We start from the raw sequence: 13,729 nt of genomic DNA, 5'->3' as shown, positions 1-13,729 counted from the left end.
CGCCGGACGGTTGTACCGGGAGCGGCCGTGCGGACACCCGGACCCCCCGGGCACCCCTCCGCACAACCGGTGGGTGTGCAGGGCGGTTGCGCGGACCTGGCTCCGCGAAGGGGGTCCGCTCCGCCCCGCTTGACTTCCGCGGCCCCCTTCCACCACCCTTTCACTACTCAATTAGTGAAAGGGTGGTTCCGGCAGTGGTCGAGTACCGCATCGACCGGCGCAGCGGCGTGGCCACCTACGTCCAGATCGTCCAGCAGACCAAGCAGGCCCTGCGCCTGGGCCTGCTCCAGCCGGGCGACCGGCTCCCCACGGCCCGCGAGGTCGTGGAGGCCACCGCCATCAACCCCAACACCGTGCTCAAGGCCTACCGGGAACTGGAGCGCGAGGGCCTGGTGGAGGCCCGTCGCGGCCTCGGCACCTTCGTGCGCCGGTCCCTGGGCGCCGCCCCCGCCGACTCCCCGCTGCGCGCGGAGCTGGACGCCTGGGCGGCCCGGGCCCGCGCGGCCGGCCTGGAGCGCGAGGACGTGGCCGCCCTGTTCACTTCCGTACTCGACGCGCAGTTCGCAGACTTCAAGGGGGACGCATGACCGACACCGCCATCGAGGCGGCCGGGCTGGGCAGGAGGTTCGGGCGCCGCCGCCCGCCGGCGCTGGAGGGGTGCTCCTTCCGGCTCCTCGCGGGCAGCGTCTGCGCCCTCGTCGGCCCGAACGGCGCCGGCAAGTCCACCCTGCTCGCCCTCGCCGCCGGGCTGCTGCGCCCCACCGAGGGGTCCGTCACCGTGCTCGGCACCAGCCCGGCGGCGGCCCGTGAGCGCCTGGCCCACGTCGCCCAGAACAAGCCGCTGTACCCCCAGCTCACCGTCGCGGGCACGCTGCGGCTCGGCCGGGACCTCAACCCGCGGCGCTGGGACGCCCGGACCGCCGAGCGGATCGTGGCGGAGGGCGACCTCGACCCCGGTGCCCGGATCCGCTCCCTCTCCGGCGGCCAGCGCACCCGGGTCGCCCTCGCCCTGGCCCTCGGCAAGCGCCCCGAGCTGCTGCTGCTGGACGAGCCCATGGCCGACCTCGACCCGCTGGCCCGGCACCGGCTGATGGGTACGCTCATGGCCGACGCGGCCGAACACGGCACCACGGTTGTCATGTCCTCGCACGTCGTGGCGGAGGTGGAGGGATCCTGCGACCACCTGCTGCTGCTCGGCGGCGGCCGCGTCCGCCTGGCCGGGCCGCTGGACGACCTGATCGCCGCGCACACCCTGGTCACGGCCCGGGCCGGTGACGTGCTGGCCCCGCACACCGTGGTCGACTCCCGCACCACCGGCCGCCAGCTGACCGCCCTGGTCCGGCCCGCCGGCGCCCTCGGCGACGCACGGCAGGGCGACCGCCCCTCCCTGGAGGAGGTCGTCCTGGCCCATCTGCGGTCCCCCGACGCCCCGCCGCTCCTGCTCGACCCGCTGGAGGCCGCCGTATGACCGCCGTGACGGACCGGGCCCCGGTCGCCGCCTCCCGCTTCCCGGGCCCGCGCGGGCTGGTGCGCGCCGGGCTGCGGCTGCACCGCTCGGCGCTGGTCTTCTGGGTGGGGCTGGTGGCGGTGGCCGCCGGGGCGCTGCTGTGGGCGCTCGGCCCGGGCGCGGACGCCGCCTGGGCCGAGTACCGGGCGATGGGCTGCACCGACGGAAGCCCGGACCTGGGCTGCGACCTGCCCGGACCCGCCATGTTCCGGTACGAGACGGTGATCACGGTCGCCGAGGGCCTGCTCTCCCTCGTGCCGGTGCTCACCGGTGCCTGGGCGGGAGCGATCGTCGGCCGCGAGCTGGAGGACGGCACCGCCCGGCTGGTGTGGACCCAGTCGGTCACCTCGGCCCGCTGGCTCGCCGCCAAGCTGGCCGTCCCGGCCCTGCTGCTGGTGCCGGGAACCCTCGCGCTGACCCTGCTGCACCGCGCCGTGTGGGCGTCGCACAGCAACCTGTCCCGTGCCATCGGCTGGTACGAGTGGCACGACGACAGCGTCTTCGAGGCCAACGGCGTCCTCACCACCGTCCATCCCCTGGCCGCCCTCGCCCTGGGCGTCCTCGCGGGCGTGGTCCTGCGCCGCGCCCTGCCCGCCCTCGGTGCCGCCGTCCTGGCCGTGGCGGCCCTGATCTGGGCGCTGGACGAGGCGCGCCCGCACCTGTGGCCGACCCCGCAGGGGACGCGTCCGCTGATGCACGAACACCCCGCGTCCCACTTCTGGCCCCTGCAACTCGTCGAGACGTCCCTCGTGCTGGCCGCCGCCGCCCTGGCCGGCACCGCCGCGTTCGCCGTGCTGCGCCGCACGGGAGGGACCGCGTGAGTGCCCTGGCGCCGGGCTTCGCCGGCACGGGCGGCCTCCTGCGCACCCTCGCCCGGACACAGCGCACGGCGCTCGCCCTGACCCTGGTGGGGGTCCCCTCCGCCGCGGTGGCGGCCCTACGGCGGCTGCACACCCTGGGCGGCCCGGCCCGCGCCGGGCACCGCGCCTGCGCCACCCCACCGGCCCACCGCCTGCCCTGAGCCCGGTCCGCGCGTCCGTTCACGGGGGGACGGACGCGCGGACCGCCCCCGCAGAGGGCCCGGGCCCGCCTCCCCACCCTGAGCACGACGCCGCGGCCGGCTCCCCCTCCCGCCCCACGCACCCCCCTCGCACCCCCGCGAGCCGCCCCCCGGTGTCCCGCACGTCATGTCTCCGTAACCGTCGATTCAGACGGGCTTGCGACGCTCGGCCAATGAATCCCGCCGTGCCAGAGCCTTCGCCGCCCCCGGAGGGGCTCGCGGGGAACGGGAGCACTCATGAGGCTCCCCGGCTCCCGCCCGCGCTCTCCGACGCGCCCGTGATGCTCGCGGCGCGGAAGAATGGGTCCATGAGCCAGCCGAACACCCAGGCACAGGTCCAGCACCCGCAGCCCTCCGTGGGCTCCATCGCGGCCCACCGCCCGCACACGGTCGCGGCCGTCGTGTCCGATCTGGAACCCGACATCGACGCCGACCTCGACGCCTACGAGGAATCGCCGAACGACGGACCCCAGCTGCCCCAGGGCCGGTTCCTCGACCGGGAGCGCAGCTGGCTCGCGTTCAACGAACGGGTGCTCGAACTCGCCGAGGACCCGAACACGCCCCTGCTGGAGCGGGCCAACTTCCTCGCGATCTTCGCCAGCAACCTGGACGAGTTCTTCATGGTCCGGGTCGCCGGCCTCAAGCGCCGCATCGCCACCGGCGTGGCCACCCGCTCCGCCTCCGGGCTTCAGCCCCGCGAGGTGCTGGAGATGATCTGGGCGCGCTCGCGCGAGCTGATGGCCCGGCACGCCGCCTGCTACCACGAGGACGTCGCCCCCGCACTCGCGGACGAGGGCATCCACCTGGTCCGCTGGAGCGAGCTGCAGGAGAAGGAGCAGGCCCGCCTGTTCACCCTGTTCCGGCACCAGATCTTCCCCGTGCTGACCCCGCTGGCGGTCGACCCGGCGCACCCCTTCCCGTACATCTCCGGCCTGTCGCTGAACCTGGCCGTCGTCGTGCGCAACCCGGTCACCGGCCACAAGCACTTCGCCCGGGTGAAGGTGCCGCCGCTGCTGTCCCGCTTCCTGGAGAGTTCCCCGGGCCGCTACGTCCCCATCGAGGACGTCATCGCCGCGCACCTGGAGGAGCTGTTCCCGGGCATGGAGGTGCTGGAGCACCACGCCTTCCGCCTCACCCGCAACGAGGACCTGGAGGTCGAGGAGGACGACACCGAGAACCTCCTCCAGGCCCTGGAGAAGGAGCTCATGCGGCGCCGCTTCGGCCCGCCGGTGCGCCTGGAGGTCGAGGAGTCCATCGACCGCGACGTCCTGGACCTGCTGGTGCGCGAGCTGAAGATCAGCGAGGCCGAGGTGTACCCGCTGCCGGGCCCGCTGGACCTCACCGGCCTCTTCCGCATCGCCTCGCTGGACCGGCCCGAGCTGAAGTACCGCAAGTTCATCGCCGGCACCCACCGCGACCTCGCCGAGGTCGAGTCGGCGTCCGCGCCCGACATCTTCGCCGCGCTGCGCGAACGGGACGTGCTGCTGCACCACCCGTACGACTCGTTCTCCACGTCCGTGCAGGCCTTCCTGGAGCAGGCGGCCGGCGACCCGGACGTCCTCGCCATCAAGCAGACCCTGTACCGCACCTCCGGCGACTCCCCGATAGTCGACGCGCTCATCGAGGCCGCCGAGTCCGGCAAGCAGGTGCTGGTCCTGGTCGAGATCAAGGCCCGCTTCGACGAGCACGCCAACATCAAGTGGGCCCGCAAGCTGGAGGAGGCCGGCTGCCACGTGGTCTACGGCCTGGTCGGGCTCAAGACCCACTGCAAGCTGTCGCTGGTGGTCCGCCAGGAGGGCGAGACCCTGCGCCGCTACAGCCACGTCGGCACCGGCAACTACCACCCGAAGACGGCCCGCCTCTACGAGGACCTCGGCCTGCTCACGGCCGACCCGCAGGTCGGCGCGGACCTCTCGGACCTGTTCAACCGGCTCTCCGGCTACTCCCGCCGCGAGACCTACCGCAGGCTGCTCGTCGCCCCCAAGTCCCTGCGCGACGGGCTGGTCTCGCGGATCACCAAGGAGATACAGCACCACCGCGCGGGGCGTCCCGCGTACGTCCGCATCAAGGTCAACTCGATGGTCGACGAGGCCGTCATCGACGCCTGCTACCGCGCCGCCCAGGCCGGGGTGCCGGTGGACATCTGGGTGCGCGGCATCTGCGCCGTGCGCCCGGGCGTGGCCGGCCTGTCGGAGAACATCCGGGTCCGCTCGATCCTGGGCCGGTTCCTGGAGCACTCCCGGGTGTTCGCCTTCGGCAACGGCGGCGAGCCCGAGGTGTGGATCGGCAGCGCCGACATGATGCACCGCAACCTCGACCGCCGGATAGAGGCCCTGGTCCGGGTCACCGACCCGGCCCACCGGGCGGCCCTGAACCGGCTGCTGGAGACCGGCATGTCGGACTCCACCGCCTCCTGGCACCTCGGCCCGGACGGCGACTGGACCCGGCACGCCACCGACGCGGACGGCCAGCCCCTGCGCAACGTCCAGGAGATGCTCATAGACGCCCGGAGGCGCCGGCGTGGCACAGCGACACCCTGATCCGACGGACCCCGGGCCCCGGACCACCGGGCCCGTGGCGGATCCCCGGCCCGGGACCGTCGGACCCCTGGCGGACCCCCGGCCCGCGAGCGCCGGATCCCCGGCGGACCCCCGGCCCGGGACCGCCGGCTCCGCCCCCACCGGAGACACCCTCGCGGGCTACCTGCGGGCCCAGGCCACGGAGTTCCTCCGAGCCCTGCGCCTGCACCGGGAGACGGGCTCGGGGGCGAACGGCTCGGAGGGCTCGGCCGAAGCGGCCCGCGCCCTGCGCCGCTCGGCCCGCCGGATCAGCGCCGGCCTGCACACCTTCCAGCCGCTGCTGGACAGCGACTGGTGCGAGGCGATGCGCCCCGAGCTGGCCTGGGTGTCGGGCACGCTGGCGATGGAGCACGCCTGCACCGCCCGCCTGGAGCGCCTGCTGGCCGCCCTGCACCGCCTGTCGGGCTCCACGGCGTTCCCCGTCCGGCCGGGCCTCCCGGCCGGACCGCACCTCGGCGGCCGGGCCGCGGGCGTGGTGCCCGCCCCGGCCGGGCCTCCCGCCCGGAGCACCACCGCCGCCCCGGAGCGCGGCAACCTCACCGTCGGGGCGGCGAAGGCGGGCGCCCTGCTCGACCGCCAGCTGACCCTCGCCCGCACCCGCGCCCACTCCACCGCCCTGCAGGCCCTGGGCAGCAGCCGCTTCCACGCCGTCGCAGACAAGGTCGCCGTGCTGGCCAGCGAGGTCCCCCTCACCGGCACGGCCGCCACGACCGACCTGCGCCTCCTGGCCGCGGCGGCCGAGGACCGGCTCACCGCCGCCGTGACGGCGCTGCCCCTGGTCACCGCGGGCAACCCGTACAACGCCGCGGCCCTGGTCCACGGCCTGTCCCCCGACACGGTCGCGCACCCCCAGGACGCCCCCTGGCACCAGGTCCGCCTGCTGCTGCGCCTGCACCGCTACGCCCGCGAGACGGCCGGCGGCCCGCGGGGCGACACCGTGGTGGACCTGCGCCTGCTCGCCGCCGGCCAGGCGCTGAACCTGCACCGGGACGCCTCGGAGGCGGCGGCCGCGGCGGCCCATGCGGCCCGCACCCCGCGGATCGCCCCGGCCACGGCGTACGCGCTCGGCGTGCTCCACGCCGACCAGCGGCACGAGGTGGAGGCGGCACGTTTCGCGTTCCAGCAGGCATGGCAGAAGGAGACCGTCGGCGCGTCCTGACCGGCGCGACACCCGGAAGGCGGTGAAGACCAGGTGAGTTCCGCCGAGGACCCCACCGTCCGGGCCGCGGGCTGCGTCGTGTGGCGCCGCTCCCCCGGCTCCGGCACGTTGCAGCTCTGCCTCGTGCACCGGCCGAAATACGACGACTGGTCGTGGCCGAAGGGCAAACTGAAACGCGGCGAGGAGGCCCTCGCCGGCGCCCTGCGCGAGGTGGCGGAGGAGACCGGCTGCCGGGCCGTGCCGGGTGCCGAGCTGCCCACCCTGCGCTACCGGGCGAACGGCCGCCCCAAGCAGGTGCGCTACTGGGCCGCCGAGGCTGCGACCTGCGCTTTCACTCCGACCGAGGAGGTCGATCGCGTGCTGTGGCTGCCGCCGGAGGAGGCCCGCGCCCGCCTCACGCAGCCGCTCGACCGCCCCCTGGTCGACGCGCTGCTCGCCGCACTGCGCGGGTCCCGGCCCGCGGGTGGAGCGGACTGACACCGTCCGCGGTTGTCCAGGGGGAACCGCGGGCGAAGCGGAATCTGCACGTGCTCTCCCCGTGAGCATTCCGTGACCTAACCACACCGTCGGCAGGGGTTCACCCCTCGTTCATGTGCGGCCATCGGCGGCTTCATCTGATCTGCCTACTTTCGGCCGTACCGGATGCGGGACGCGCCTGCCGCGTGTTCGCGTCGGCCAGTCTTCGCACGCCGCCGATTCAGGACGGCGGCTCCTGGAAGGAACTCAAGTGAAGCTTCAGCGCATGAACCGGCGGGCCCTCGCTCTCGGTGCTCTCGCCGTCTCCGGCGCCCTGGCCCTCACGGCGTGCGGCTCGGACGAGACCGGGGGTGGCAGCGGCGACTCATCGGCCAACGCCGCCGCGCCCAGCAACATCAAGTGCGACGACGCCACGGGCCAGGTGCTCGCCGACGGCTCCTCGGCGCAGAAGAACGCCGTCGACGCGTGGGTCAAGCAGTTCTCCGCGGCCTGCAAGGTCGAGATCAACTACAAGGCCGGCGGCTCCGGCGCCGGTGTCACCGCGTTCACCCAGGGCCAGGTCCCGTGGGCCGGCTCGGACTCGGCGCTGAAGCCCGACGAGGTCGCGGCCTCCAAGAAGGTCTGCTCCGGCGGCCAGGGCATCGACCTGCCCATGGTCGGCGGCCCGATCGCCGTCGGTTACAACGTCCCGGGCGTCGACAAGCTGGTCCTGGACTCCGCGACGATCGCCAAGATCTTCGACAGCAAGATCACCAAGTGGAACGACCCGGCCATCGCGAAGCTGAACCCCGACGCGAAGCTGCCCAACCTCAAGATCCAGGCGTTCCACCGCTCGGACGAGTCCGGCACCACGGACAACTTCACCAAGTACCTGATCGCCACCGCCAAGAAGGACTTTCCCTACGAGGGCGGCAAGGCCTGGCAGGCCAAGGGCGGCCAGTCCGCTCCGCAGTCCTCCGGCGTGGCCGCGCAGGTGAAGCAGACCGCCGGCGCCATCGGCTACTTCGAGCTGTCCTACGCCAAGGACGGCATCAAGACCGTCGCCATCGACACCGGCGCGGCCGAGCCGGTCGAGGCGAACGTCGAGAACGCCACCAAGGCCATCGCGGACGCCAAGGTCGTCGGCACCGGCAAGGACCTCGCCCTGGAGCTGAACTACGCGACCAAGGCCGACGGCGCCTACCCGATGGTCCTCGTGACCTACGAGATCGTCTGCGACAAGGGCAACAAGGCCGAGACGCTGCCCGCGGTCAAGGCGTTCCTGCGCTACGCGGCCTCCGAGGACGGCCAGAAGATCCTCGCCGAGAACGACTACGCGCCCATGCCCGAAGACATCATCGCCAAGGTTCGGACCACCGTCGAGAGCCTGAGCTGACCTGAGCGTGCGGTCCGGTCCCCCGCGGGACCGGACCGCACCGTCCGGTGCACCGCCGCCAAGAGCCGCACAGCCGTTGCGGTTCCGCAGACCGGAGAACCCGATGGACACCACACAGATAGCTGACGCACCTCCCCCCGCCCCGGCGCCCTCGCCCGAGCAGAAGCGCGCCGCCCGTGGGGCCACCCGCCCCGGGGACCGGATCTTCCTCGGCCTCTCGCGCGGCTCGGGCATCCTGCTCCTGGTGATCATGGCCGCGATCGCGGGCTTCCTCACCTACCGCGCCGTCCTCGCCATCAGCAAGGACGAGGGCAACTTCCTCACCACGTTCGAATGGAACACCGGCGTCAACCCGCCGGTCTTCGGCATCGCGGTCCTCGCCTACGGCACGATCATCTCCTCGATCATCGCGATGATCATCGCCGTGCCGATCGCCGTCGCCATCGCGCTGTTCCTCACGCACTACGCCCCGCGCCGGCTGAGCGGTCCCATCGCCTACGTGATCGACCTGCTCGCCGCCGTGCCGTCCATCGTGTACGGCCTGTGGGGCGCCCTCGTCCTCGTGCCCTACATGAACGGCCTCTTCGGCTGGCTGAACGACTACTTCGGCTGGACCGGCATCTTCTCCTGGCAGGGCGGCGCCGCCCGGTCCATGCTCACCGTAGGCATCCTGCTCGCGATCATGATCCTGCCGATCATCACCAACGTGAGCCGCGAGGTCTTCCGCCAGGTCCCGCAGATGCACGAGGAGGCGGCCCTGGCCCTCGGCGCCACCCGCTGGGAAGTGATCCGCATGTCGGTCCTCCCCTTCGGCCGCTCCGGCGTGATCTCCGCCTCGATGCTCGGCCTCGGCCGCGCCCTCGGCGAGACGATGGCCGTCGCCACCGTGCTCTCCCCGGACTTCCTGATCCACACCAGCCTGCTCGACCCGGGCGGCGGCACCTTCGCCCAGAACATCGCCAGCAAGTTCAGCGAGGCCACCGAGTTCGGCCGTGACGCGCTGATCGCCTCGGGTCTGGTCCTGTTCGTCATCACCCTGCTGGTCAACGGCGCGGCCCGCGCGATCATCGCCCGCCGCAAGGAGTACTCGGGGGCCAACGCATGAGCACCGCAACCACCACCCCGAAGCGCCCCAGCACCCTGCGCGGCGCCCGCCTGCCCAAGTGGGCCCCGTGGGCCATCGCCGCCGGGTCCGTCGCCGCCGGCCTCGGCATCAGCGCCGCCGCCGGCCTGCACAGCGACATCCAGTGGGCGCTGATCGCCGCGCTCCTGCACATCCTCGGCACGTACGTCATCGCGGCCAAGGTGGAGAACCGCCGCCAGGCCAAGGACCGCGTGGTCACCTCCCTGGTGTGGGTCGCGTTCCTGCTCGCCGTGGTGCCGCTGGCGTCCCTGGTGTGGTCGACCGTGCAGCGCGGCACCAAGGTCCTCGACGTCTACTTCCTGACCCACTCGATGGGCGTGGTCGCCGACTCGGAGGCGGGCGGCGGCATCTACCACGCCATCCTCGGCACGCTGCAGCAGGTCGGCCTCGCCACCCTGATCGCCGCGCCGGTCGGCGTGCTCACCGCGATCTACCTGGTGGAGTACGGGCGCGGCAACCTCGCCCGGGCCGTCACCTTCTTCGTCGACGTCATGACCGGCATCCCGTCGATCGTCGCCGGTCTGTTCATCCTCAGCCTGATGCTGATGTTCGACATGCAGCCCTTCGGCTTCGCCGGCTCGCTCGCCCTCGCGATCCTGATGATGCCGGTCGTGGTCCGCTCCACGGAGGAGATGCTCAAGCTCGTCCCGAACGAGCTGCGCGAGGCCTCCCTGGCGCTCGGCGTGCCCAAGTGGCGCACCATCCTGAAGGTGGTCCTGCCGACCTCGATCGGCGGCATCACCACCGGCATCATGCTGGCCGTCGCCCGCATCGCCGGTGAGACCGCGCCCGTGCTGCTGCTGGTGTTCGGCAGCAAGTTCATCAACGCCAACCCCTTCGAGGGTGCGCAGGCGTCGCTGCCGCTGTACATCTACCAGCAGTACGGCTCGGGTGAGGTCACGGCCTACGACCGCGCCTGGGCGGCGTCGCTCACGCTGATCGCCTTCGTGATGATCCTCAACCTGGTGGCCCGCGGCATCGCCCGCTGGAAGGCCCCGAGCACCGGTCGCTGACGCGGCCATACAGCGACCGACCGAGTTATGGAAGTGAAGTAGTCATGGCCAAGCGAATCGACGTAAGCGGACTGACCGCCTACTACGGCTCCCACAAGGCGATCGAGGACATCTCGATGACCGTCGAGCCGCGTTCGGTGACGGCGTTCATCGGCCCGTCCGGCTGCGGCAAGTCGACGTTCCTGCGCACGCTGAACCGCATGCACGAGGTCACCTCGGGCGGCCGCGTCGAGGGCAAGGTGCTCCTGGACGACGAGGACCTCTACGGCGCCGGCATCGACCCGGTGTCGGTCCGCCGCGAGGTCGGCATGGTGTTCCAGCGGCCCAACCCGTTCCCCACGATGTCGATCTTCGACAACGTGGCGGCGGGCCTGCGGCTGAACGGCAACTACAAGAAGAGCGAGCTGGCGGACATCGTCGAGCGCTCCCTCAAGGGCGCGAACCTCTGGAACGAGGTCAAGGACCGCCTGAACAAGCCCGGCTCGGGCCTGTCCGGCGGCCAGCAGCAGCGCCTGTGCATCGCCCGCGCGATCGCGGTCGAGCCGAACGTGCTGCTCATGGACGAGCCCTGCTCGGCGCTCGACCCCATCTCCACGCTGGCGATCGAGGACCTGATCGGCGAGCTGAAGGAGCGCTTCACGATCGTCATCGTGACGCACAACATGCAGCAGGCGGCGCGGGTCTCCGACCGCACGGCGTTCTTCAACCTCGCGGCGGTCGGCCAGCCCGGCAAGCTCATCGAGATCGACGAGACGGAGCGCATCTTCTCCAACCCGTCGGTCCAGGCCACCGAGGACTACATCTCCGGCCGCTTCGGCTGATCGTCCCCCCGGTGCTCCTCGCGGTGCTGCATGGCGGTGCCACCGCGAGGTCGAAAAAAGGGCCCGCCCCCGTTCCCGGGGGCGGGCCCTGTCGCGTCGTGCGGGCGGCGTTACAGGAACGCCAGGTTCACGATCCCGAAGGACGCCGCGGCCACCAGGGCGGCGGCCGGCATCGTGATGAACCAGCCCAGGATGATGTTCTTGGCGACGCCCCAGCGGACCGCGTTCACGCGCTTGGTGGCGCCCACGCCCATGATGGCGGAGGTGATCACGTGGGTCGTGGAGATGGGCGCCTTGAACAGGAACGCCGTGGTGAACATGATCGAGGCGCCGGTGGTCTCCGCCGCGAAGCCCTGCGGCGGGTCCAGCTCGATGATCTTCCGGCCCAGGGTCCGCATGATGCGCCAGCCGCCCGCGTAGGTGCCCAGCGACAGCATCACCGCGCAGACGATCTTGACCCACACCGGGATCGGGTCGCCGTAGTCCTCGACGTCGGCGATGACCAGGGCCATCACCACGATGCCCATGGTCTTCTGGGCGTCCTGCAGACCGTGGCCCAGGGCCATGCCCGCGGCGGACACCGTCTGGGCTATCCGGAAACCGCGCTTGGCCTTGTGCGGGTTGGAGCGCCGGAACATCCACAGGATCGCCGTCATCACCAGGTAACCGGCGATCAGGCCGACCACCGGCGAGATGAACATCGGGATGACGACCTTGTCCAGCACGCCGTGCCAGTAGACCGTCGTGCCACCGGCCAGCGCCGCGCCCACCATGCCGCCGAACAGCGCGTGCGAGGACGAGGACGGCAGGCCGAAATACCAGGTGATCAGGTTCCAGGTGATCGCACCGACGAGCGCGGCGAAGAGGATGCCCATCCCCTTCGAGCCCTCGGGCGTCTGGATCAGCCCCTCGCTGACGGTCTTGGCGACCCCCGAGCCCAGGAAGGCGCCGGCCAGGTTCATGACGGCGGCCATCGCGAGCGCGGCCTTCGGCGTCAGCGCCCGCGTGGACACCGAGGTGGCGATGGCGTTCGCCGAGTCGTGGAAGCCGTTGGTGTACGTGAAGAAGAGCGCGACCCCGATGGTCGCGACCAGGGCGAAGGTGTCCATGAAGGGTTCAGGACTCCTTGACGGCGATGGTCTCCACCGTGTTCGCCACGTGCTCGAACGCGTCCGCCGCTTCCTCGAGCACGTCCACGATCTGCTTCAGCTTCAGCACGTCCATGGCGTCGTACTTGCCGTTGAAGAGGTGCGCGAGCAGCTTGCGGTGGATCTGGTCGGCCTGGTTCTCCAGACGGTTGACCTCGATCCAGTACTCGGTGAGGTTCTCCATCGTCCGCAGGTGCGGCATCGCCTCGGCGGTCAGCTCCGCCGCGCGCGCCAGCACCTCGATCTGCTGGTCGACGCCCTTGGGCAGTTCCTCGATGTTGTAGAGGACGACCAGGTCGACGGCCTCCTCCATGAAGTCCATGATGTCGTCGAGGGACGAGGCGAGGGAGTAGATGTCCTCGCGGTCGAACGGCGTGATGAACGAGGAGTTCAGCTGGTGGAAGATCGCATGCGTGGCGTCGTCACCTGCGTGTTCCGCTGCCCGCATACGCTCTGCGATCTCGGCCCGGGCGGAAGTGTCCGCCCCGAGCAGTTCCATCAGGAGCTTCGAGCCCGTGACGATGTTGTCCGCGGAGGCGGCGAACATGTCGTAGAAGCTCGTCTCCCTGGGGGTCAGACGAAAGCGCACGTGGGGTCCTCGGGGTGCTTCGGTTTCGGTCAGGCTGATGCTAGGCGCAACATCCGGCCACGGCTATCGGGCCGCCCACCAGTGTCGCCCATCGGGCACAGTGGTGAGCACGGGGGCGGCCTCAGGCCCGTATACCCCGGAAACTTCGGTACCATATACCCAGTAGGGGTATATGTCGGCGCACTGCCCACCAGGAGGACGCGATGACCGACGTGACCGACACGACAGATGTCGCGCATGTCACCCACGGCACCGCCGAGACCACCGGTGCGGACGTCGTGACCGACCACGACCACGGGGTGCACGGGTACCACAAGCAGAAGGACGAGCACCTCAAGCGGCTGCGCCGCATCGAGGGCCAGATCCGCGGCCTGCAGCGCATGGTCGACGAGGACGTCTACTGCATCGACATACTCACCCAGGTCTCCGCCTCCACCAAGGCCCTGCAGTCCTTCGCGCTGCAACTGCTGGAGGAGCACCTGCGGCACTGCGTCGCCGACGCGGCCCTCAAGGGCGGGGACGAGATCGACGCCAAGGTGAAGGAGGCGACCCAGGCGATCGCCCGCATGCTGCGGACCTGACCCGGGCCCCTCGCCGTTCAGCGCCCGGCGGCGGCGCGCTCCTCGGCCACGTTCAGCACCTCGTCGATGCTCTCCAGGCTGAGCCGCTCCTGCGCGGCCGAGGCGGCGATGATCAGCTCGCCGCACAGCTCGATCTCGGCGAGGGCCACGTGGTCCTGAACTGCCGTACCGCCGACCGGAGCCACGCGCATCACCTCGTCTCTGCCGTTACCGGCTTCCTAGAGTAGGGAGCGGCGCACACACCGCGCATGGCACGGACGGGCTAGTTCGCGCCGG

The 13,729-nt window shown here is 71.7% G+C and carries 15 protein-coding genes; 12 read left to right on the top strand and 3 right to left on the bottom strand.

All coding sequences use genetic code 11. The features are described from left to right. Positions 1-194 precede the first annotated feature (194 nt). The 11 genes from ACFYWG_RS27510 to pstB all read left to right on the top strand — a co-directional run bounded on the left by ACFYWG_RS27510 (position 195) and on the right by pstB (position 11,135). A complete protein-coding gene (locus ACFYWG_RS27510) occupies positions 195-587 on the top strand; it encodes a GntR family transcriptional regulator (protein WP_376330744.1) in 393 nt (130 codons plus the stop codon). Beyond that, complete coding sequence (locus ACFYWG_RS27505; RefSeq protein WP_389204010.1) at positions 584-1,468, top strand: ABC transporter ATP-binding protein; 885 nt, start codon at positions 584-586, stop codon at positions 1,466-1,468. Before ACFYWG_RS27510 ends, ACFYWG_RS27505 begins: the two co-directional genes overlap by 4 nt. Then, complete coding sequence (locus tag ACFYWG_RS27500; RefSeq protein WP_389204009.1) at positions 1,465-2,328, top strand: ABC transporter permease; 864 nt, start codon at positions 1,465-1,467, stop codon at positions 2,326-2,328. The genes ACFYWG_RS27505 and ACFYWG_RS27500 overlap by 4 nt, the downstream gene beginning before the upstream one ends. After that, positions 2,325-2,528: a hypothetical protein gene (locus tag ACFYWG_RS27495; protein ID WP_389204008.1), complete on the top strand. Its 204-nt coding sequence runs from the start codon at positions 2,325-2,327 to the stop codon at positions 2,526-2,528. The genes ACFYWG_RS27500 and ACFYWG_RS27495 overlap by 4 nt, the downstream gene beginning before the upstream one ends. Positions 2,529-2,740: 212 nt before the next feature. Beyond that, positions 2,741-5,107: an RNA degradosome polyphosphate kinase gene (locus tag ACFYWG_RS27490; RefSeq protein WP_389204006.1), complete on the top strand. Its 2,367-nt coding sequence runs from the start codon at positions 2,741-2,743 to the stop codon at positions 5,105-5,107. After that, entirely contained in the window at positions 5,088-6,305 is a 1,218-nt protein-coding gene (locus ACFYWG_RS27485; protein WP_389204004.1) for a CHAD domain-containing protein, read from the top strand. Before ACFYWG_RS27490 ends, ACFYWG_RS27485 begins: the two co-directional genes overlap by 20 nt. Before the next feature lie 33 nt (positions 6,306-6,338). Beyond that, positions 6,339-6,782 carry an NUDIX hydrolase gene (locus ACFYWG_RS27480; protein WP_389204003.1) on the top strand — a complete coding sequence of 148 codons (444 nt, stop codon included), beginning with the start codon at positions 6,339-6,341 and terminating at the stop codon, positions 6,780-6,782. Between the two features lie 250 nt (positions 6,783-7,032). Continuing rightward, positions 7,033-8,157, top strand: a complete 1,125-nt coding sequence (gene pstS / locus ACFYWG_RS27475) for a phosphate ABC transporter substrate-binding protein PstS (protein WP_376330603.1) — start codon at positions 7,033-7,035, stop codon at positions 8,155-8,157. Between the two features lie 103 nt (positions 8,158-8,260). Beyond that, positions 8,261-9,262 carry a phosphate ABC transporter permease subunit PstC gene (gene pstC / locus ACFYWG_RS27470; protein WP_376330601.1) on the top strand — a complete coding sequence of 334 codons (1,002 nt, stop codon included), beginning with the start codon at positions 8,261-8,263 and terminating at the stop codon, positions 9,260-9,262. Further along, complete coding sequence (gene pstA / locus ACFYWG_RS27465) at positions 9,259-10,314, top strand: phosphate ABC transporter permease PstA (protein ID WP_362280860.1); 1,056 nt, start codon at positions 9,259-9,261, stop codon at positions 10,312-10,314. The genes pstC and pstA overlap by 4 nt, the downstream gene beginning before the upstream one ends. 44 nt (positions 10,315-10,358) lie before the next feature. Further along, on the top strand, positions 10,359-11,135 hold the full coding sequence (gene pstB / locus ACFYWG_RS27460; protein WP_376330597.1) for a phosphate ABC transporter ATP-binding protein PstB: 777 nt from the start codon (positions 10,359-10,361) through the stop codon (positions 11,133-11,135). 110 nt (positions 11,136-11,245) lie between these two features. Here pstB and ACFYWG_RS27455 read toward each other — a convergent pair whose 3' ends face one another. Next, positions 11,246-12,244 carry an anion permease gene (locus tag ACFYWG_RS27455; RefSeq protein ID WP_376330595.1) on the bottom strand — a complete coding sequence of 333 codons (999 nt, stop codon included), beginning with the start codon at positions 12,242-12,244 and terminating at the stop codon, positions 11,246-11,248. A 7-nt stretch (positions 12,245-12,251) separates the two neighbouring features. After that, positions 12,252-12,872, bottom strand: coding sequence for a DUF47 family protein (locus ACFYWG_RS27450; protein WP_333935180.1), 621 nt, complete (start codon positions 12,870-12,872; stop codon positions 12,252-12,254). A gap of 203 nt (positions 12,873-13,075) precedes the next feature. Here ACFYWG_RS27450 and ACFYWG_RS27445 point away from each other — a divergent pair, with 203 nt between their 5' ends. Continuing rightward, on the top strand, positions 13,076-13,453 hold the full coding sequence (locus ACFYWG_RS27445; protein WP_376330593.1) for a metal-sensitive transcriptional regulator: 378 nt from the start codon (positions 13,076-13,078) through the stop codon (positions 13,451-13,453). Positions 13,454-13,470: 17 nt separating this feature from the next. Here the strand turns inward: ACFYWG_RS27445 and ACFYWG_RS27440 are convergent, their stop codons facing one another. Then, entirely contained in the window at positions 13,471-13,638 is a 168-nt protein-coding gene (locus ACFYWG_RS27440; RefSeq protein ID WP_383501526.1) for a hypothetical protein, read from the bottom strand. Positions 13,639-13,729 lie beyond the last annotated feature (91 nt).

This window comes from Streptomyces sp. NPDC003456, from assembly GCF_042878735.1.
Lineage (GTDB): Bacteria > Actinomycetota > Actinomycetes > Streptomycetales > Streptomycetaceae > Streptomyces.
Note: the sequence above shows the minus strand (reverse complement) of the source record. Positions and strands in the feature narration are given on the sequence as shown.